The following is an 18939-nucleotide window of genomic DNA, read 5'->3' as shown; positions in this document are numbered from 1 at the left end:
AGTGGTGAATAGTGAGTGTCCCCAACGCGTCATTGCGAGGAACGAAGCAAACTGCACGAAAATGGAAGTACTCGGTGGTCATGTCGACGAAGGAGACATCCCGCGAAATATGGGCTTCGACTCCGCTCAGGCTGACACGTGAAAAGGTAGGTAATGGGTTGTATCCGAGCTTTGCTTCTTTGCTCCTTATGAATCTTTGCGGGAAACCAGCGATAACATGAGGCACTGCCAATTGTCCATTGTCAACTGTTAATTTGAACTGAACTGACCAAAGTCATAAATTCCCGAAACAGGCTATAGTAGCTTTGATTGAAAGATTACATACATGGAAAATCTAGTGAACACAAAAACAGATCAGGAAATAAAAGCATCATGGATCGAGTTTATACACGATCTGCAAAACCGTATCTGTGCTGCATTGGAAGCATCCGATGGTAAAGCAACTTTTATTGAAGATAAATGGGAACGTGCTGAAGGTGGCGGTGGTAAAACACGTGTCATCAGCAATGGTAATGTTTTTGAGAAAGGTGGTGTGAATACGTCTGTTGTGTTCGGTGATGTGACGGACGTCATGCGCAAGCAATTGAAAATAGACGGCGCCAAGTGGTTTGCCTGTGGTTTGAGTCTGGTGATTCATCCGGTAAATCCATTTGTGCCGACGGTGCATTGCAATTACCGCATGTTTGAATTATACAATGAAAAAGATGAAGTGATCGATCGCTGGTTTGGTGGCGGCACTGATCTTACTCCATATTATTTGTTTGAAGAAGATGCAAAGCATTTTCATCAGACATACAAAAATGCCTGCGATCAGTTTGATGCTTCTTTCTATCCAACATTCAAGGAAGAATGCGACAATTATTTCGTGAACTGGCATCGCAATATGGAGCGTCGTGGTATTGGTGGCATTTTTTATGATCATCAAAAGCCTGACGCAGTAAAGGATGTAGACTTCTGGATGAATTTCGCAAAGACTTGCGGAGATGCATTTATCGAAGCATACGTTCCAATCGTGGAAAAAAGAAAACAAACGGAATACAGTGAACAGCATAAACACTGGCAGGAAATCCGTCGTGGACGCTATGTTGAGTTCAATCTCGTACACGATCGCGGTACCATCTTTGGCCTCAAAACCAATGGCCGTATCGAAAGCATCCTGATGAGTCTTCCGCCGACTGTTCGTTTTGAATACAACTATCAACCGGTAGCTGGAAGTGAAGAGGATAAGCTGTTGCAGGCGTGTTTGGTGCCAAAGAACTGGATCGCTGATGTCTGACTTTGTCACCCTGAGCGGAGTTGAAGTGGTGAGTTGTCAATTGTGAGTGTTCAGCGCGAAATCAGGTTGCGACGTCCTCGTTACCTCGTCCTCGCAATGACCCACAATTTTTAAAGCGCGAAGAGCAAACACACCCGCGGGTCATTGCGAGGAGGAACCACGTGGCAAACTGATTTCGGGAAAGGAAAAATTATTTTACTTAAGGAAACTTAAAATAGGAGTTATGATACTTCAACGAAGAAACAGAATCCTGCGGGCGAATCCCGCAATCAGAAGCCTGGTAGCGGAAACGTTGCTGACGCCAAACGATTTTATCGCGCCTTTGTTTATTGACGAAGGGACGGGTGTGCGCACGGAAATATCTTCAATGCCGGGCTATTATCGCAATAGTCTCGACAATACCATTAAAGAAGTAAGAGAGCTGTGGAGTATGGGCATCAAGAGCGTATTGCTTTTCATCAAATGCAGTGACGATCTGAAAGACAATACAGGTAAAGAAGCATGGAATGCAAACGGTCTGATGCAGAATAGCATCAAAGCAATCAAAGATGCCGTTCCCGGAATGGTAGTAATGACAGATGTTGCATTGGATCCTTATTCATCTTATGGACATGATGGCATTGTGAAAGATGGTGAGATTGTCAATGATGAAACAGTAGAAGCGCTCGTAAAAATGAGCGTGAGCCACGCAGAAGCAGGTGCAGATTTCGTGGCGCCAAGTGATATGATGGATGGCCGCATTGGTGCCATTCGCGCAGCGCTGGAAGAAAACAACTTTACTAAAGTGGGCATCATGGCCTATAGTGCAAAATACGCGTCTTGCTTTTACGGCCCGTTTCGTGATGCGCTGGACAGTGCACCGGGTTTTGGTGATAAGAAAACTTACCAGATGGACTACGCTAACCGCACCGAAGCCATCAAAGAAACATTAATGGACATCGAAGAAGGTGCAGACATCGTGATGGTAAAACCTGCAATGGCATATCTTGACATCATTCGCGAAGTGAAAAATGTGGTAGACGTGCCGGTAAGTGCTTATCATGTAAGTGGTGAATACGCCATGATCAAAGCCGCAGCGAAAATGGGCTGGCTCAATGAAGAGAAAGCGATCATCGAAAGTCTGACCTCGATTAAAAGAGCTGGTGCGGATTTGATTGCGACGTATTTTGCGAAAGATGCGGCGAAGCTGATAGGTTAGGTCAAAGGTGAAACGTCAAACGTCAATTGCAGAAGACGTGTGAAACGTCAAAAGAAATGCATTAGATTGCTGGTTTTCAATCGACGAAAGATGTTTTTACAACTTAATCATCAGAATTTGGAGGTCTACAAATCGGCCCGGGCATTAACTGTAGAATGTTATAAATTAAGCAATAAGTTTCCGGCAGAGGAGCGTTTCAATATGATACAACAAATAAGGCGGGCTAGTCTTTCTGTGGTATTAAATATAGCTGAGGGCTGTTCGCGAAAATCAGAAATAGAAAGAAAAAGATTTTTTGAAATATCACGTGGATCGTTAATAGAGATTGATGCGGCTCTCGATACCGCCAGTGAACTTGGATATTTTGACGCTAAAAATTGTGAGGTTTTAGGCGAATTAATGAACAAGGTGTTTGGTATGCTGTCGAAGATGTTGCGCACTCAAGTCGGGCATTGACCTTTGACGTTTCACGTTTGACCACACAGAATATGTACAACAAAAGCATTTCACTTTTCAGCCGTGCACAGGAATCCATTCCGGGAGGGGTAAACTCGCCGGTGCGTGCATTTAAGAGCGTTGGCGGAACGCCGGTATTTATGGATAAAGCCAAAGGCGCTTATCTCTACGATGCCGATGGTAACCAATATATCGATTATATCAACTCATGGGGACCAATGATCCTTGGTCACGCTTATGATCCGGTGGTAAAAGCCATTCAGGAAAAAGCGGCATTCTCCACTTCGTTTGGTGCACCAACAGAATTAGAGATCGAAATGGCTGAGCTGATTAGAAGCATGGCGCCGAATGTAGACCTCGTACGTATGGTGAGCAGCGGAACCGAAGCTTGTATGAGCGCATTGCGTCTGGCTCGCGGTTATACCGGCAGAAACAAATTCATCAAATTCGAAGGTTGTTATCATGGTCATGCCGATGCATTTCTCGTAAAAGCGGGCAGCGGTGTAGCAACATTTAATATCCAAACAGTGCCGGGTGTGCCGGGCAATGTCTCAGAAGATACGCTCACCGCACCATATAATGATCTTGATGCAGTGATGCGACTCGCGGCGGAACACAAAGGTGAGATTGCAGCGATCATCATTGAGCCGGTAGCAGGTAATATGGGTTGCATTATCCCACAGGAAGGTTTCCTGGAAGGACTCCGTGCTGTTTGTGATGCAGAAGGTATACTGCTCATTTTCGATGAAGTAATGACTGGTTTCCGTTTGGCAGCAGGTGGTGCGCAGGAGCGTTTAAAGATCAACGCAGATCTCGTCACTTATGGTAAAGTAATCGGCGGCGGTATGCCAGTGGGCGCTTTTGGTGGTAAAAAAGAAATTATGCAGCATATTGCGCCGCTTGGAAACGTTTACCAGGCGGGTACTTTGAGCGGTAACCCAATCGCAATGATCGCGGGATATACTTTGCTGAAAGAACTGAAGGAAAACCCTTCTATCTACAAAGAGCTCGACGAAAAAACAGCGTATCTCCATAAAGGACTCGACGAAGTGCTGCAACAATCCGGTATTCCTTATGTGATCAATCGCTTCGGATCTATGATCAGTGTGCATTTCAGTGGTCATCCTGTGAATAATTTTACAGATGCGGCATCAGCAAACAATACTTTGTTCAACGAATTTTTCCATGCAATGCTGGCTGAAGGCATTTACCTTCCACCTTCCGCATACGAAACATGGTTCCTGAGCAATGCACTTACTTACGGAGATCTCGACAGAACGATCGCCGCAGCGCGTCGTTTCTTTTTGAAATAGTGTTGACTGGCCTCGTATTTCCGCGGGATATCTCCTGCCGTCGATGTGACAAACGCGAGTAACACGGGTAATTGTCCATTGTCAACTGTCAACTAAAAACAGGTTGTCCGGCATTCGCTGGCAGCCTGTTTTTGCATTCCGGAAAAAATTATTCCCGATTCTGAAAATAGATTTTTCTTTTTCAAAAAATGCAACTGCTTTTATAACAGTTCCTTTGCTGCCGGTTCAGCATTATGAAAAAGATATCTCTACTCTTTTTTACACTTTCATTTCTTTGCAACGCAGCATTCGCACAGTTCAGAACGCAGGCCCAGCAACAGATTTTGACAAATGAAGACTCTCTTCACGCCGGTGGTGTAGGCGATAAAAAAACAATTCTTTCCGGCTACGGCAGCGCTTATTACCAACACAATTCCAATGCGCAGACTTCAATTGCTACTTTGGAACGCGCGGTGTTATTCGTCGGTCATCAGTTCAGCAGAAAGATCGCATTCTTCTCCGAACTCGAGGTAGAAAACGCACTGGTAGTAGGTAACGAAACAAAAGGCGAGATTGCCATGGAGCAGGCCTTTCTTAAGTTCAACCTCAATCCGCATCAATACATCATTGCCGGTTTGTTCATTCCACGTATCGGTATTTTGAATGAAAACCACCTTCCCGTAAACTTCAACGGCGTAGAGCGTCCAATGGTAGAAACCTGGGTTATTCCGGCTACCTGGCGCGAGCTTGGCGTTGGCTTCTATGGCCGTTCTCGTAATATGCCGCTCAATTATAGCGTGGCATTGATGAATGGATTGAATTCTGCAGATTTCACACACGGTACTGGTATTCGTGACGGTCGCGCGGAAGGTAGCATGGCGATGGCAAACAATCTGGCCATCACTGCAGCAGTACAATACAACGTACGTGATTTCAAATTTCAGCTTTCTGGTTATATGGGGGGCACTGTTGGTTTGGGTAAACGTGCTGCCGACAGTCTAACCCTTGATGGTGGCCCAATGGGAACACCAGTTTATCTCGGTGAAGCGGATGTACAATACAACCACAAAGGAATTTCCGCGAAAGTATTAGGTGCTTATATCGGGTATCCCGACGCAGGTAAAATCAATGCCGCTTATGCGCAGAATATTGCGACGGGTGTCTATGGCGCTTATGCAGAGCTTGGTTATGACATCCTGCATTTCCGTAAGAAGACGGCTCAGCTGGTAGCTTTTGCTCGTTATGAGCTTATGGACCTGAATGCATCTATTCCATCTGCGCCGGAAGGTATTTACGATGGTACTTTAAAACAATCACATCTCATTGCAGGGTTTAGTTATCTGCCTTTGCCAAACGTTGTGATTAAAGCAGACGTTCGTTTGATGCATACCGGCGAACAAAATCCAATGTTGAATATTAATCCGCCGCCAAATCAATTGCCATACAAACAGAATAATTCATTCCTCAACATCGGTATCGGTTATTCGTTCTAATGGAAAGAAGAGAATTTGTCAAAGCGTCTTGTAAACTGTGCCTCTTAGGCGCAGCAGGATTGATGTTGCCTGGAATGATCAATACAGCTAAGGCCGGTAATGATAAATATTACAAGACCAAAGTCAATGATCAGAACCAACTGGAGATTCCGCTTTCGCTATTTGATGAAACCACTTTGCAGATTGTGCGGGTAAAAGGCTGGGATTATGATCTGGCAGTGCACAAGAAAGAGGATGGAACGTTTGCCGCAATGCTGATGAAATGCACGCACATGGACAATCAGCTTTCTATAACGGGAAGCGGTTTTACATGTAGCATGCACGGCAGCCAGTACGATAAAGACGGGAAGGTAGTGAAAGGTCCGGCGGAGACGCCACTCCTTCAGTATAAAGCAATCATTAATCAGAACACCATAATTATATCCGAATAAATAAATGAACATGAAAAACAAAGTTATCCTTCTCGCTGCTGCCGGTTTGCTGAGCCTAGCAGCTTGTAATAAAAAAGACGACAACAACGGCAGTGCCACTACAGATTTCAATACACTGAAAACTAAGGTGCTGGCTGATTTTACCAATAACGTTGCCGTGGCTGGTTACAGTGATCTGAAAACTTCGGCTGATGATCTGTATGCAAAATTGCAGACGCTGAACAATAGTGCAACTGACGCAAATCTGAGTGCAGCGCGTGATGCCTGGAAAAAAATGCGCGGAACCTGGGAGCAGTGTGAAGGCTTTTTGTTTGGTCCGGTAGAAGACAATGACTACGATCCGAATATGGATACATGGCCTACAGACTATAATCAGATGGATTCGTTGATGGCAAATGCAAGCGCGTTTACAGTTGCTGACGTACAGAATTATACTTTGTCGCTGCGCGGTTATCACCCGATTGAGTATGTGATCTTCGGTAAAGATGGAAACAAAACAGCGGCAGATCTCACTGCGAAAGAAAAAGAGTACATGATGGCATTGGCAGAAGATCTGAAAAACACGTGTACTTCACTGTATTCAAGCTGGAGTGCGGCGCCTGAAAACTACGCGCAGCAAGTCATTACAGCAGGTGCAGGTAGCACAAAATATACGAAGAAGCAAGACGTGTATCTGGCAATCATTGGTGGTATGATGGATATCTGTGAAGAAGTAGGAACCAGCAAAATGAAAGATCCGTACGATGCTTATCTGACGGAACCTGCACTGGCAGCGTTTCTGGTAGAATCTCCATATGCGGGTACCTCTATTGCCGATTTTAAAAACAACCTGATTGGTTTGCAGAACGTGTACCTGGGCACTTATAACGGCAAAAGCGGTTTAGGCTTGAAGGATCTGGTAGCGGCTAAAAACAAATCTCTGGACAATAATATTCAAACGAAAATTGCTGTAGCGGTAAGCTCTTTCGATAACATCACATTGCCTTATGGTCAGGCGATTGCTGCTCAGCGTACGCAGATTCAGGCCACGATGGCTGCGCTCGACGATCTGAAAAATACACTGGAAAACGATCTGGAGCCGTTTATCAAAACGAATATTACCGATTAATTTTTCGGGAAAAGATAAAATAAAACTGAAGTGAAAAAACTTTCTGTACTGCTTTGCATTGTTGCCATCATCACTGGTTTCAGTATGTGCCGCAAAGCGGAAACGTTTAATGACGATGGTTATGATGAGCGTTTGAGCGGTGGCGGTCTGGCAACTGTCTTCGATGCAACCTCCAAAGCGTTTACGCATGCCGTAGATGGACTTTCGGGGCGTGATGCACATGTACAGAAAGCAGGTGATGTAGCTTTTGAACAAACATTTGTATCGTCTCCGGCTCCTATTTTTGGCGGGCTGGGGCCGATTTTCAACAATGTGTCTTGTATCTCTTGTCATCATAATGATGGCAAAGGCACACCCACAGCGGGCGATGCTCGCTCTTCTTTATTGTTCCGCATCAGTACTCTGGGGGCCAATGAACACGGCGGACCTGCGCCAATGCCCGGTTACGGCGGCCAAATACAAGATCAGGCACTGCAGGGTGTAACGCCTGAGGCCAGGATCAGTATTGCTTACACCGATGTAGCAGTTACCTATCCGGACGGAACAATAACGCATTTGCGCAAGCCAACCTACACCATGCAGAGTTTGTATACGCCAGTAACCGGTGCTTGTAATCTTTCGCCGCGTCTGGCGCCGCCGGTATTTGGTCTGGGGCTGCTGGCGACGATTCAGGAAGGTACGATTCTCGCATTTATTGATGAGAATGACGCGGACGGTGATGGAATTTCGGGCAAAGCAAACTACGTGTACAATCCTCAGACGAAACAAACAGAATTAGGTCGTTTTGGCCTGAAAGCAAATACATCGACGATTGCGGTACAGGTAGCCACCGCTTATCAGCAGGATATGGGTGTCACTAGTTCTATTCAACCACAGAAAAGTTGTTATGGACAATCGCAGATGAATGCAAAAGATTTGAACGCTGCTCCGGATTTGCCGGACAGCACTTTGAATGCGGTCATCTTCTATATTAAAACATTGGCAGTGCCGGCGCGTCGGGATGTATTAGATCCAACAGTGAAAAGAGGACAGCAATTGTTTGCTCAGCTCAATTGTTCTGGTTGTCACAAACCAACCATTCAAACCGGCGTGGACATGACATTACCTTCTGCGTCCAATCAGCGTATTCATCCATACACGGATCTCTTACTGCATGATATGGGCGATGATCTGGCTGATAATTACACCGACTTCCTGGCAACCGGAAAAGAATGGCGTACCATGCCTTTGTGGGGGATTGGTCTTTTTGAAAAAACGAACGGCACTCCTTATTATTTACATGACGGACGAGCGCGGACCATTGAAGAGGCGATATTATGGCATGGGGGTGAAGCAGATAAAGCAAAAAATAACTTTATACAACTCAGTAAAACAGACCGTGACGCTGTTATTACTTTCCTAAAGTCGCTCTAAAGGCCGCCAGTTTAAAGGAATTTGAACTATCTTAGCGGACTTTACATGGATCCGGGTGTAAAAGCCCGGGTTTTTTATATCAAAACCAGGCTATACTGATTGCAGGAAATGCAGGTAGTTAGTTGAAGTTTAAATCAGTATAACGCATGGCTGCACATACAGTACAAGAGGTTTCTGCCGGTAAAAAGCAGATAGTGAAGTTTGCTCCAAAAGGCACGCCGAGTTTTCAGGACACGATCAAACATCGTGTGGACGAATATTTCAAAGAAAAGAACATTTCTACGCACGCAAATACCAAAATGCGCATTAAAACCATTGCGATGGTTTCTATGTATTTTGTGCCATTGATTGCGATTATTTCCGGAGCACTGGCTTCGCATCTCTGGTTGTTTTACGCAGCATGGATTGTGATGGGCGCAGGTCTGGTGGGTATCGGTACCTCTGTAATGCACGATTCTAATCATGGTGCTTACTCAACGAATAAATTTGTCAATAAATCATTGGGTGGATTGCTGAACATTCTAGGTGGTTTTGCTCCGAACTGGCGCATTCAACACAATATTTTGCACCACACTTATACCAATCTTGCTGGTCTGGATGAAGACATTGAAGGTACAAAGCTGCTGCGTATGTCTCCGCACCAACCGTTGGAAAAATACCATCGTTTTCAATACCTGTATTGCTGGCCGTTGTATTGTATCATGAACCTGTATTGGATCACGGTTAAAGACTACAGACTGTTGTTGCGCTATGAGAAAAATGGTTTGCTGGTAAAAGAGAAACTGACATTAAAACAGGCAGTACTGAAACTGAGCTTGCTGAAGGTATTTTACGTTGGTTACATTCTTGTATTGCCGCTGCTATTTTCTGGTGTAGCATGGTATCACATACTGTTCGGTTTCCTGATTCTGCATGTCATTGCCGGTTTTTCTCTGGCTGTGATTTTCCAGCCGGCGCACGTGATGGAAGAAGCAGAATTTCCTGCGCCAGATGACAATCGTAAGATGGAAAACAGCTGGGCAGTCCATCAGTTGTTGAATACAGTGGATTTCGCACAAAACAATAAACTGGTTTCCTGGTTTATCGGTGGTTTGAATTTTCAGATCGAGCACCATTTGTTCCCGCATGTTTGTCACGTACATTATCCGGCGCTGGCGAAAATCGTAGAAGGTACTGCAAATGAATTTGGCTTGAAATACCAATCAGTTCCAACATTCCGCGGTGCGATTTACAAACACGGAATGATGCTGAAGGCGTTGGGACGTAGTTAATATGTTGATAGGTTAATAAGTTAATACGTCGCGATATTGTAGAGACGTCGCATGCGACGTCTCTAGAAAAACAGAAAGGGTTTCTCCGCAGAGAAACCCTTTCTGTTTTATTGCATCATATGAACATTTCAACATAGCAGTGCATCACCTTTCAACCTGCTAAAGCGAATCCGTCACGCCGCCAAACCAAACAGGCAGCGGATAACCCATATTCGTCAATATATGTTCCAGGTTGCGATCTTCCGTGGGATCGTACATCTTCTTGAGGTCATAACCATTCACTTTTCCCCATGTTTGCCATTTCAGGGCCGAAAACCCGTTTTGATATTCGTGCACTAAATCATAAGTAGTAACTCCTGTCTGGCGGCTGATGAGTCTTACAAGCAATAAGCCCTGCATGTCGGTGAGGTTTTTTAAATCATCTTTGTAACGTTCCCGCAACTTTGTTTCCATTTCATCAAAATACCTTCTTTTAGCTTTTACATTTTCACCGGGTCCGCCGTAGGTTGCCGTTGCATAATTATACATTTCGGTCACTTTAATTGCGTAAGGCATTACTTTTTTCACACGTTCAATCAGCTGGCCGTAACGCCAACGCATGGAATCGCTCATAATACGTGTAGCATAGACATCGGTAACCGGCAATGTCACGGACAAAATGGTATCCGTAGGTTTTTGAACGGGTTGGCTTTGCTGTGCTTTTGCCTGCGCGCAAACAAAAACGCTGATTGCTACGTATATGCCTCCGATCGCTTTTTTCATAGTACAAATCTTGTATAAATATAACCGCAAATTTTGTGCCGTTTTTTTGTCATCATATTGTAATAACAAAAAGTAAAAGTAGATACATGCAAACGTTATCTTTGGTACAAGCTGTCTATTGTGCGTAACTTACGTTTACAATTTAGACCCGATCTTTATATTTAACCATTCAATCAGGAATAATGAAAAAGAAAAACATATTGCTGGTGCTGTTGGGAATTGTGGTCATAGTGATAATTGTAGGTGTACGGATGTGGAACAAACCGCATCCTAAAGCAGAAGATGCGAAAGGCATTCCGGTGACAGCGGTTGCGCTTTTCAAAGATTATTCTACCGATGAAAATGCTGCGAACACTAAGTATCTGAACAAAGTGCTGGAAGTGAACGGTACTGTTGCATCAATTGATACAAACCAGGAAGGCGGCATTGCTGTGATCCTGGCTTCAGACGATATAATGAGCGGCGTAATGTGTACCATGCGCGATAAAAATCAAACGGTGGCAAAGGGTAATACTGTTACACTGAAAGGTTTTTGCTCAGGATTTGTGTCAGATGTGAAACTGACCGACTGTGTTGTAAAATAGCAAGGGAAGAGACGTACAGATGAAACTAAGATTAATTTCGTGCTTGCTGGTTTTGTGTGCTGGCGCTGGTATAATGGCTTGTAAACATGATTTGCCGAAACCAGCAGGGAGTTTAAATACAGACACTACAACGCAGGTAGTTCCAGATACAGGTATTTGTTTTGAGCGGGATATCCTTCCTGTTTTTATTACCTATTGTACTCGTAGCGGCTGTCATGACGCGCAGACACAACCTGATGGTTATAATTTTACCAGTTATGAAACGATCATTGCTAAAGGTATTGTAACCGGAGATGCGAAAGCGAGTCTAATATATAAAGACATAGCCAACGGAAGCATGCCCTGGTATCCCAACCCCCAGTTAAGTAGTGAGCAAAAAGCACTGATCGCGAGATGGATCAATGAAGGCGCAAAGAATGGAACGAATTGTACGCTGGTTTGCGACAGTAATAACATAAGCTATACTATGGGCGTTAAACCGCTGATTGCAACCTATTGCGTCGGTTGTCATAATGCGCACACGAACTCTGGAAATGTAGCGTTGGATAATTATAGCGGTGTACAAACGGTGGCGCTTGACGGACGTCTGCTGAATGTGACGATGCATTTACAGGGTTATCTAATCATGCCGCCAACCGGAGCAGGGTTATCGGATTGTCAAATAACACAACTTAAAAAATGGGTAGCTGCAGGAGCACCCAATAACTAAGCATAACAGTATGAAAAAACGAAATATTCTCGGTATTCTTTGCCTGGCAGCGATGTTTGCCGGTTGCTATTACGATCATGCCGAAGAGTTGTACCCAATTGGTAATTGCGATGTAAGTAATGTGACTTACTCCGGTACTGTCAGTAAAATTATGAGCTCAAACTGTACTACAAGCGGTTGTCATGATGCGGCAACAGCGTCTGGTGGTTATGCGCTTGATAGTTATACGGGCGTTGCCAATATTGCTCAGAGCGGGCAGCTGATGGGTTCTGTAAAACATCAGAGCGGCTATAGCGCAATGCCGCAGAATACTACGCAGCTTGATGCTTGCACGATCAGTAAACTGCAGACCTGGGTAGATGCCGGATGGCCGAATAACTAGGCTAATAGGTTGATACGTTGATAAGTTAAAAGGTTAATCACTTTGGAAAAACAACTTTACACGCAACGACAACTTTACATATTGAACAACTTTACAAATCATTAAATAGAAAAACTATGAAGAAGTTATTGATAGCAGCTTGCATGCTGGTGCTGACGGCTCCCGCATTTGCGCAGAAGTACATGACACGCACCGGTAAAGTGAGTTTTTATTCACACACGCCGATTGAAAATATTGAAGCTGTAAACAACGAATCAGCAGCAGCGGTAGACAGCAAAACTGGTGATGTGGTTTTTCAGGTTCCTATAAAGAGTTTCAAGTTTGAAAAAGAACTGATGCAGGAGCACTTCAACGAAAACTACATGGAGAGCGATAAGTTTCCTAAGGCGGAATTTAGAGGAAAGCTCGCCGATCCGTCTGCAGTGAACTTTGCAAAAGATGGGGTGTATAAAACGAATGTGACCGGTAAACTGACGATGCACGGTGTTACGAAAGATATTACCGTTCCGGGTACTATCACAGTAAAAGGCGGTACTGCTACTATTGATGCGAAGTTCAACATAAAACCTGCTGATTATGGTATTAAAATTCCGGCTGTAGTTGCTTCGAAAATTGCAGAACAAATTGAAGTAACCATCAATACGGTTCTGAAGCCAGCTTAGTTATTAAATCACTAAAGAAATACTTCCCAGAAATAAACTGAAAGAATGAAACTATTTTTAAAAATGGCGCTGGTAGCGGCTATCAGCTGTCTTGCGTTTCAGTCAAATGCACAAGCTGACACCAGTAATAATGACCTGGATAAATTGTTGCAGAAAGATGCTCCCAAGAAAAAAGATTATACCACAGCAACTTTTAAGAGCACGCATCTCATCAACGGACAAACTGTTGAAAGTCTGGGTGCAGGTGTGCTTGATTTCCGTATTTCGCACCGTTTCGGTGATGTGAGCGGTGGCTTCCATACCTTCTTCGGGTTGGATGACGCAAATACGCGCATCGGTTTTGACTACGGTATTACAGACTGGCTGATGGTGGGCGTTGGTCGTACTACGTTTGATAAAGAATACGATGGTTTTGTAAAAGTGAAATTACTGCGTCAGACAACTGATGATAGAATGCCGATAACGGTGAGCTATCTCGGTTCTATGTCTATTTCTGACAGAGATAAGCCTGTGTTGGATTCTGGCCAGACGTATTATTTTTCTAACCGCTGTTATTACACCAACCAACTCTTCATCGCGCGCAAATTCAACAGATGGTTGTCTTTGCAGTTGATGCCAACATTGATTCACTACAATCTGGTGCAATACAAATCAGATCCGAACGATGTGTTTGCATGCGGTATCGGTGGTCGTATAAAAGTATCGAATCGTATAGCGGTTACTGGTGAATATTACTATGTGGCCAATCCGCTTGCGGGTTCAAATAATGCGCTGTCTCTGGGTATCGATATCGAAACCGGCGGACACGTATTCCAACTGATGTTTACCAACTCACGTTACATTACCGAACGCAGTTTCATCGGTCAGACGCAAGGTACCTGGGGTGATGGCAATATCCACTTCGGATTCAACATTTCCCGCGTATTCACTGTCGTGAAACCGAAAGGAACGGAGGAGCTGAGAAGTAAGGCGTGGTAGTGGTTGATGTCTGAGGTTCGATGCTCGCAAATGAATTTTGTGAGTGGTGAATCGTCAATGGTGAATGCTCACATAAAAACATAAACAAAAGAGGTCAACGGAACGTTGACCTCTTTTGTTTATTACTCGCGTCATGGCGAGGTACGACGCCATCTGCACGTAGTATAAGTCGCACTGAATACGTGCAGGCTGCTTCATTCTTCGCAGTGACGCTCGTGTTATAAATAAAAACGGGGAGTGTTAAATAGTTGCACTGTCGTTGCAATGTGCGACGCAACGCAGCCGAACCGGAGTGCGGAATGTTGATTGCAAAAGAGAATTAAAAATCAGAGATTAGCCATCTGCACTTAAGCATGAGCCGTACATAATATGTGCAGGCTGCTTCCTCCGTCGCAGCGACGCGAGTGGGTGCACTTATAGCGTGGATAAAATACTATTGACGTTTGACTTTTCACGTTTGACCATATTGACCATTCACGATTCACAATTGCCTACTTAATAAGGTACGTCAATCTCAGTGTAAACAAATTATTATACTGTCCGCCGAAAGTACCGCCACCATAGGCTTGTGGAATATGGTCGCCATCGCGGATAGATGTAAGCGAATAAGAAAAGCGCATGCCGATAAACCAGCCTTTATAAAATTCGTAGTTCACATCTACCATGCCTTCAATATCGTGCTTGCGGAAAGAGAAAATACTTGTGTCGAGATTGACCGGCGCGTAAGTCACCGCTTCTTCTTTAGAGGAAACAAGATAACCGTAAGAAAGACCAACACCGGCGTTGAAACGTTTATCAGAAAAATAGTGGAGCATTACGGGAATCTCAGCATAGTTGAGCTTTATGTCGTAAGAATTCACGTAACCCACGCCGGCGGCGTCTTCCTGATAATTGCGTTCGCGCGATCCTTTCTGTGAAAACAATAATTCCATGCTGGCGCCAAAATGATCGTTGAAGCGCATGTAAACTAATGGTCCTACATTCAGGCCTACTTTATGATAACCTGAATAAGTATCGCCATCTACCTGACTCATGTTCATGCCCACGGTGAAACCACCGAAAAATATTTTCGGAATGCCGCTGTCGTCCGTAGCGAAAAAATTGTGTGGTTCGGATTGTGCAAAAGCGGCGGTGCTGCAAACCATACAAACAGCCAAAGCCTTGATAAAGGAACGTACCATAGAAATAGATTCCGGAGTTTATAACGTAAGTTAAGCGATAAAGATTGTTCTTTTTCTGAGATGCTGCAAACAGGTAGAAGTTTAACCGTTTTTCACGGGCATAAAAAAGTCCTCCCGATAGCATTGTTGGGAGGACTTTTTTAAAGTATGTTCAGCGGAGCGATTAAGCGTCTACCAGTGTATCCAGTACCGCGTTCATGTTACGAACCGCGTCAGCAGATTTCTGGAATTCAGCTTGTTCTTCAGCGTTCAGTTTGTAGTCGATGATTTTTTCCCAACCAGTGCGGCCGATTACTACCGGAACGCCCAGACAGATGTCTTTCTGACCGTATTCGCCATCCAGCGCTACGCAGCAAGGGAAGATTTTCTTTTCGTCACGCAGAATGCTTTCTACCAGTCTTGCGCCGGCAGCACCCGGAGCGTACCATGCAGAAGTACCGAGCAGTTTAGTGAGTGTAGCACCACCAACCATTGTGTCAGCAGCAACTTGTTTCAGTTGATCAGCGCTCAGGTATTCAGATACCGGAACACCACCCAGTGTAGCCAGGCGAGTCAAAGGAATCATAGTAGTATCGCCGTGGCCACCGATAACTGTAGCGCTCAGATCGCCCTGAGAGCAGTTCAGTGCTTTGTGCAGGTATGTTTTGAAACGTGCGCTGTCCAGGATACCGCCCATACCGATGATACGGTTTTTAGGGAGACCTGTAGCTTTCAGCGCGAGGTAAGTCATCGTATCCATTGGGTTAGAGATAACGATGATGATTGTATTTGGAGAGTGTTCCAGCAGGTTTTTCGCAACTGTTTCAACGATCTTAGCGTTAGTGCCGATCAGTTCTTCACGAGTCATACCTGGTTTGCGCGGAATACCTGAAGTGATCACACACACATCAGAATTAGCAGTTTTAGAATAATCGTTAGTGCTGCCGATTACGCGTGTGTCAAAACCAAGAAGAGAAGCAGTTTGGGTGATATCGAGGGCTTTACCTTCAGCAAAACCTTCTTTAATGTCTACGATCACCAGTTCATCAACCAGTTCCAGACGGGCAATGTTGTCTGCACATGTAGCGCCAACGGCACCTGCACCTACTACGGTAACTTTCATTGTATTATTTATTTAATGTGATAAATGAAAAATTGACGGGGCAAAGGTAGTAGATAAAAGCAAAAAGCTGAAAGCAAAAAGCCAAAAGCTTCTTAAAGCTTAAAGCCCAAAGCCTGAAGCTGAATGAGGGAAGTGTGGAGGTCTGATTTTCAGAGTTGTATGGTTACACTCGTTGTCACGCCGACGAAAGGAGGTGGCCCGCGGAATGTGGGTTAGGGAGGGATTGGAAATCCCTTTTATCTGTGGTTCGACATGCGCTGCGCTAACATGTCGAACAGCGTGGATAATTTCCCCTTCGCGAAATCAGGTTGCCATCCCTATGGCAACAGCGCTTTCCTTCGTCGTCTTCGCAATGACCGTATTTTTATATAACTCGTGTCATTAAGCCCGTAAAACATACTACATAACGGGCTATTTATAATGTCGGTCATTGCGAGGAGACCCCTAACAGCAAAGCTGTGGGGACGACGTGGCAACCTGATTTCGCGGTTGGCTAATTTTAGTTGAAGGTGATTCCGGCTTTTTGTGCTTTCACGATCAAATAATTAATAAAGGCACTGCAAGAAATCAGCATGAATTTTGCGTCTTCAAAATCAACGTTTGTACCTTCTTCTGTCATCGCATGGCGTATACCACCGCTGTCACTGGTGTATCCGTAAAGTTGTTTAAAGCTTCTTTCCATTGCTGGGTGGATGTCCAGTTTGCCTTTTATCTTATCTAGTGACGCAGCTAAAGTGTCTCTTGCACCTCCGGAAATAATTTTTGCCAATGATTCGACAGCGGAAATAGATTCTTTAATTGAATTTCGATAGTCTGGGTTGTTTCTGTCGGATAATTTCTGTAAGGCCGATTTTAAATGAAGATTGCACCCTCGCAAAGCGGTGTAATTGCCAGTTTCGTTTATGCTTTCATTCAGACTTGCGATTTCCTGTTCATTGCTTATGGGACAAATTTTATCCTCAATAAATCTATAACCTGAAAATTCTCGCTTTAGAACATGATTGTATGATTCTATTACTTCGTCGAGTTCTTCATAGAATCCATCACTGTCAATGAGCCAGCAAACAAGCTCTATGCTGAATTCGATAAAATTATATGTCTCGTACCAGTTAGCGTTGAAGTAAAATTTTTGTAGTTCCCATAGCGTATGATTTTCGCTAGTTGGACCAGGGTGGATGTCAATTGGCTTTTTAAAGAAATTGTGATATATGTGGTAATTAATTTCCTCAAGTCCCGAGCCGGTGTAATTTCGTAAAGTTAAATGGTTGAGAATTTTGGTTTTGAAGATATTCCAAAGACCATTTCTTAAATCATCATCCATACTCTCAAGCTGGATTTCTTTCGTAGCTGGGGTAATGCCCATTCTTTGACTAAAACTCATGTAAGTAAACTTGTAAGGTTAATGTAAAATGGAGCTGTCAACGACAACCCCATCAGTATAAATTTACGATTTTCTTTATTTCCTCACCATCTCCTCCAACCTCTTTATCATCTCTTCCTTATCCTTCAGCATGCGCTCATAAAGCTCCACGATTTTATCAATGGGATTGAAAGTGCACTCAACGTTCGTTGTTTCATTGATAGTTTCCGCGTTCGCTTCAGTATTGGCGATACTGCTAGGCGACGTCACATTATCGTAGTTGTTCTGAATATTCAGAATCGCTGTTTCTTCATCAAAGTTTTCAAGCGCTTGTGTTGGTAACTTTAATGCCTTCGCGACTTTCTCCAGAATATCTGGTTCTATCGTGTCTTTGCTTTCCAGCTGCGAAACTTTTTTCTGCGTCCAGTCATCGCCAAGGTCAAAAGCAAGGCTTTCTTGTTTTATACCCAGCATTTCACGGAAACGTTTAATGTTTCGGCCTACATGTATGCGATGTGCTGTCATAGCGGTTGTGATTTCTTACAAATATAAACGCAATCGGGAATTAGCAAAGTAGCTACCGAACATGTTAAGACGAGGATTGGAGAAATCAGGGAAGTCTCCGTGTTTTTCCTGGCGCGAAATCAGATTGCCACTTCGTCGTGCCTCCTCATCGCAATGACCCGCAGGGAGATTATCTGGTTTGGGTTACATCTCGATGTATCTCAGATATGTCTCCGATGTATCACAGTTACGTCTTTGATGTATCACAGTTACGTTTACGATGTATCTCAGATACGTCTCTGGTGTATCGTAGTTACGTCTCTGATGGATCGTAGTTAGGTTCCCGATATATCTCAGATACGTCTCTGGTGTATCACAGTTACGTCTTTGATGTATCACAGTTAGGTTCCCGATATATCTCAGATACGTCTCTGATGTATCACCGTTACGTCTCTGGTGTATCGTAGTTAGGTTCCCGATATATCTCAGATACGCCTCTGATGTATCACAGTTACGTTTCCAGTTGAGCGAAGTCTCCGACTTCGTTCTGGCGGATGCGGTTTCATAACCGCAGAATATTTGCAACTTAACTTGGCAGGTCCGTGACCCGGTTGTCACTGCGACAAAGTCATGAGACGTTGCAAAATTGAGTTTATATATCGTGGGATGCCTCGTTTCTCGGCATGACATGCGCGCGAATAACACACATCGTGTCTTAGCGCCGTTGCGAGAGATTTTTCAATGTTAGTGAGACGTTGCAAAATTGAGTTTATATAT

Annotated in this window: 19 protein-coding genes; 14 read left to right on the top strand and 5 right to left on the bottom strand. The window is 44.2% G+C overall.

What is annotated here, in order from left to right:
* The first annotated feature begins 325 nt into the window (after window positions 1–325).
* From hemF to DN068_RS21385, 9 genes are all read left to right on the top strand, one after another.
* Window positions 326–1276 carry an oxygen-dependent coproporphyrinogen oxidase gene (gene hemF, locus DN068_RS21430; protein WP_111001006.1) on the top strand — a complete coding sequence of 317 codons (951 nt, stop codon included), beginning with the start codon at window positions 326–328 and terminating at the stop codon, window positions 1274–1276.
* A 223-nt stretch (window positions 1277–1499) separates the two neighbouring features.
* Complete coding sequence (hemB, locus tag DN068_RS21425) at window positions 1500–2474, top strand: porphobilinogen synthase (protein ID WP_111001005.1); 975 nt, start codon at window positions 1500–1502, stop codon at window positions 2472–2474.
* 90 nt (window positions 2475–2564) lie between these two features.
* Window positions 2565–2930, top strand: coding sequence for a four helix bundle protein (locus DN068_RS21420; protein WP_111001004.1), 366 nt, complete (start codon window positions 2565–2567; stop codon window positions 2928–2930).
* 32 nt (window positions 2931–2962) lie between these two features.
* Entirely contained in the window at window positions 2963–4243 is a 1281-nt protein-coding gene (gene hemL, locus DN068_RS21415; protein WP_111001003.1) for a glutamate-1-semialdehyde 2,1-aminomutase, read from the top strand.
* Between the two features lie 233 nt (window positions 4244–4476).
* Entirely contained in the window at window positions 4477–5715 is a 1239-nt protein-coding gene (locus DN068_RS21405) for a hypothetical protein (RefSeq protein ID WP_123985446.1), read from the top strand.
* A complete protein-coding gene (locus DN068_RS21400) occupies window positions 5715–6146 on the top strand; it encodes a Rieske (2Fe-2S) protein (protein WP_111001000.1) in 432 nt (143 codons plus the stop codon). Before DN068_RS21405 ends, DN068_RS21400 begins: the two co-directional genes overlap by 1 nt.
* Window positions 6147–6156: 10 nt before the next feature.
* A complete protein-coding gene (locus DN068_RS21395) occupies window positions 6157–7254 on the top strand; it encodes an imelysin family protein (RefSeq protein ID WP_165836484.1) in 1098 nt (365 codons plus the stop codon).
* A 30-nt stretch (window positions 7255–7284) separates the two neighbouring features.
* Entirely contained in the window at window positions 7285–8667 is a 1383-nt protein-coding gene (locus DN068_RS21390) for a di-heme oxidoreductase family protein (protein WP_111000998.1), read from the top strand.
* A 146-nt stretch (window positions 8668–8813) separates the two neighbouring features.
* Window positions 8814–9938 carry a fatty acid desaturase family protein gene (locus DN068_RS21385; RefSeq protein ID WP_207799087.1) on the top strand — a complete coding sequence of 375 codons (1125 nt, stop codon included), beginning with the start codon at window positions 8814–8816 and terminating at the stop codon, window positions 9936–9938.
* Between the two features lie 159 nt (window positions 9939–10097).
* Here DN068_RS21385 and DN068_RS21380 read toward each other — a convergent pair whose 3' ends face one another.
* Entirely contained in the window at window positions 10098–10700 is a 603-nt protein-coding gene (locus DN068_RS21380) for a DUF4294 domain-containing protein (RefSeq protein WP_111000997.1), read from the bottom strand.
* Between the two features lie 182 nt (window positions 10701–10882).
* Between DN068_RS21380 and DN068_RS21375 the strand changes: the two genes are divergently transcribed.
* The 5 genes from DN068_RS21375 to DN068_RS21355 all read left to right on the top strand — a co-directional run bounded on the left by DN068_RS21375 (window position 10883) and on the right by DN068_RS21355 (window position 14015).
* Window positions 10883–11284, top strand: a complete 402-nt coding sequence (locus DN068_RS21375; RefSeq protein ID WP_111000996.1) for an OB-fold protein — start codon at window positions 10883–10885, stop codon at window positions 11282–11284.
* Window positions 11285–11303: 19 nt separating this feature from the next.
* Window positions 11304–11993 carry a hypothetical protein gene (locus DN068_RS21370; protein WP_123985445.1) on the top strand — a complete coding sequence of 230 codons (690 nt, stop codon included), beginning with the start codon at window positions 11304–11306 and terminating at the stop codon, window positions 11991–11993.
* 10 nt (window positions 11994–12003) lie between these two features.
* Window positions 12004–12375, top strand: a complete 372-nt coding sequence (locus DN068_RS21365; RefSeq protein ID WP_123985444.1) for a hypothetical protein — start codon at window positions 12004–12006, stop codon at window positions 12373–12375.
* 116 nt (window positions 12376–12491) lie between these two features.
* The gene (locus tag DN068_RS21360; protein ID WP_111000993.1) at window positions 12492–13037 is read left to right on the top strand and encodes a YceI family protein; all 546 of its coding nucleotides are present in this window, start codon (window positions 12492–12494) and stop codon (window positions 13035–13037) included.
* 45 nt (window positions 13038–13082) lie between these two features.
* Window positions 13083–14015, top strand: coding sequence for a DUF5777 family beta-barrel protein (locus DN068_RS21355; protein ID WP_111000992.1), 933 nt, complete (start codon window positions 13083–13085; stop codon window positions 14013–14015).
* Between the two features lie 491 nt (window positions 14016–14506).
* On the opposite strand, the gene DN068_RS21350 is transcribed toward DN068_RS21355, so the two are convergent.
* The 4 genes from DN068_RS21350 to DN068_RS21335 form a co-directional block, all read right to left on the bottom strand.
* Window positions 14507–15196 carry a porin family protein gene (locus DN068_RS21350; RefSeq protein ID WP_111000991.1) on the bottom strand — a complete coding sequence of 230 codons (690 nt, stop codon included), beginning with the start codon at window positions 15194–15196 and terminating at the stop codon, window positions 14507–14509.
* A 163-nt stretch (window positions 15197–15359) separates the two neighbouring features.
* A complete protein-coding gene (mdh, locus tag DN068_RS21345; protein ID WP_111000990.1) occupies window positions 15360–16298 on the bottom strand; it encodes a malate dehydrogenase in 939 nt (312 codons plus the stop codon).
* A gap of 499 nt (window positions 16299–16797) precedes the next feature.
* Window positions 16798–17679: an AbiJ-NTD4 domain-containing protein gene (locus DN068_RS21340; protein WP_111000989.1), complete on the bottom strand. Its 882-nt coding sequence runs from the start codon at window positions 17677–17679 to the stop codon at window positions 16798–16800.
* A 75-nt stretch (window positions 17680–17754) separates the two neighbouring features.
* A complete protein-coding gene (locus DN068_RS21335; protein WP_111000988.1) occupies window positions 17755–18183 on the bottom strand; it encodes a helix-turn-helix domain-containing protein in 429 nt (142 codons plus the stop codon).
* Window positions 18184–18939 lie beyond the last annotated feature (756 nt).

Origin of the sequence: Taibaiella soli, assembly GCF_003236175.1 — a bacterium.
GTDB lineage: Bacteria > Bacteroidota > Bacteroidia > Chitinophagales > Chitinophagaceae > QKTW01.
This window is presented reverse-complemented; position numbering and strand designations above follow the sequence as displayed.

Excerpts from the sequence above, each read along its gene's own strand:
- DN068_RS21350 (WP_111000991.1), bottom strand. The coding sequence starts at position 15,196 with ATGGTACGTTCCTTTATCAAGGCTTTGGCTGTTTGTATGGTTTGCAGC.
- DN068_RS21395 (WP_165836484.1), top strand. The coding sequence starts at position 6,157 with ATGAAAAACAAAGTTATCCTTCTCGCTGCTGCCGGTTTGCTGAGCCTA.
- DN068_RS21370 (WP_123985445.1), top strand. The coding sequence starts at position 11,304 with ATGAAACTAAGATTAATTTCGTGCTTGCTGGTTTTGTGTGCTGGCGCT.
- hemB (WP_111001005.1), top strand. The coding sequence starts at position 1,500 with ATGATACTTCAACGAAGAAACAGAATCCTGCGGGCGAATCCCGCAATC.
- DN068_RS21375 (WP_111000996.1), top strand. The coding sequence starts at position 10,883 with ATGAAAAAGAAAAACATATTGCTGGTGCTGTTGGGAATTGTGGTCATA.
- DN068_RS21360 (WP_111000993.1), top strand. The coding sequence starts at position 12,492 with ATGAAGAAGTTATTGATAGCAGCTTGCATGCTGGTGCTGACGGCTCCC.
- DN068_RS21335 (WP_111000988.1), bottom strand. The coding sequence starts at position 18,183 with ATGACAGCACATCGCATACATGTAGGCCGAAACATTAAACGTTTCCGT.
- DN068_RS21400 (WP_111001000.1), top strand. The coding sequence starts at position 5,715 with ATGGAAAGAAGAGAATTTGTCAAAGCGTCTTGTAAACTGTGCCTCTTA.
- DN068_RS21385 (WP_207799087.1), top strand. The coding sequence starts at position 8,814 with ATGGCTGCACATACAGTACAAGAGGTTTCTGCCGGTAAAAAGCAGATA.
- DN068_RS21365 (WP_123985444.1), top strand. The coding sequence starts at position 12,004 with ATGAAAAAACGAAATATTCTCGGTATTCTTTGCCTGGCAGCGATGTTT.
- DN068_RS21340 (WP_111000989.1), bottom strand. The coding sequence starts at position 17,679 with ATGAGTTTTAGTCAAAGAATGGGCATTACCCCAGCTACGAAAGAAATC.
- DN068_RS21405 (WP_123985446.1), top strand. The coding sequence starts at position 4,477 with ATGAAAAAGATATCTCTACTCTTTTTTACACTTTCATTTCTTTGCAAC.
- DN068_RS21420 (WP_111001004.1), top strand. The coding sequence starts at position 2,565 with ATGTTTTTACAACTTAATCATCAGAATTTGGAGGTCTACAAATCGGCC.
- hemL (WP_111001003.1), top strand. The coding sequence starts at position 2,963 with ATGTACAACAAAAGCATTTCACTTTTCAGCCGTGCACAGGAATCCATT.
- hemF (WP_111001006.1), top strand. The coding sequence starts at position 326 with ATGGAAAATCTAGTGAACACAAAAACAGATCAGGAAATAAAAGCATCA.
- mdh (WP_111000990.1), bottom strand. The coding sequence starts at position 16,298 with ATGAAAGTTACCGTAGTAGGTGCAGGTGCCGTTGGCGCTACATGTGCA.
- DN068_RS21355 (WP_111000992.1), top strand. The coding sequence starts at position 13,083 with ATGAAACTATTTTTAAAAATGGCGCTGGTAGCGGCTATCAGCTGTCTT.
- DN068_RS21380 (WP_111000997.1), bottom strand. The coding sequence starts at position 10,700 with ATGAAAAAAGCGATCGGAGGCATATACGTAGCAATCAGCGTTTTTGTT.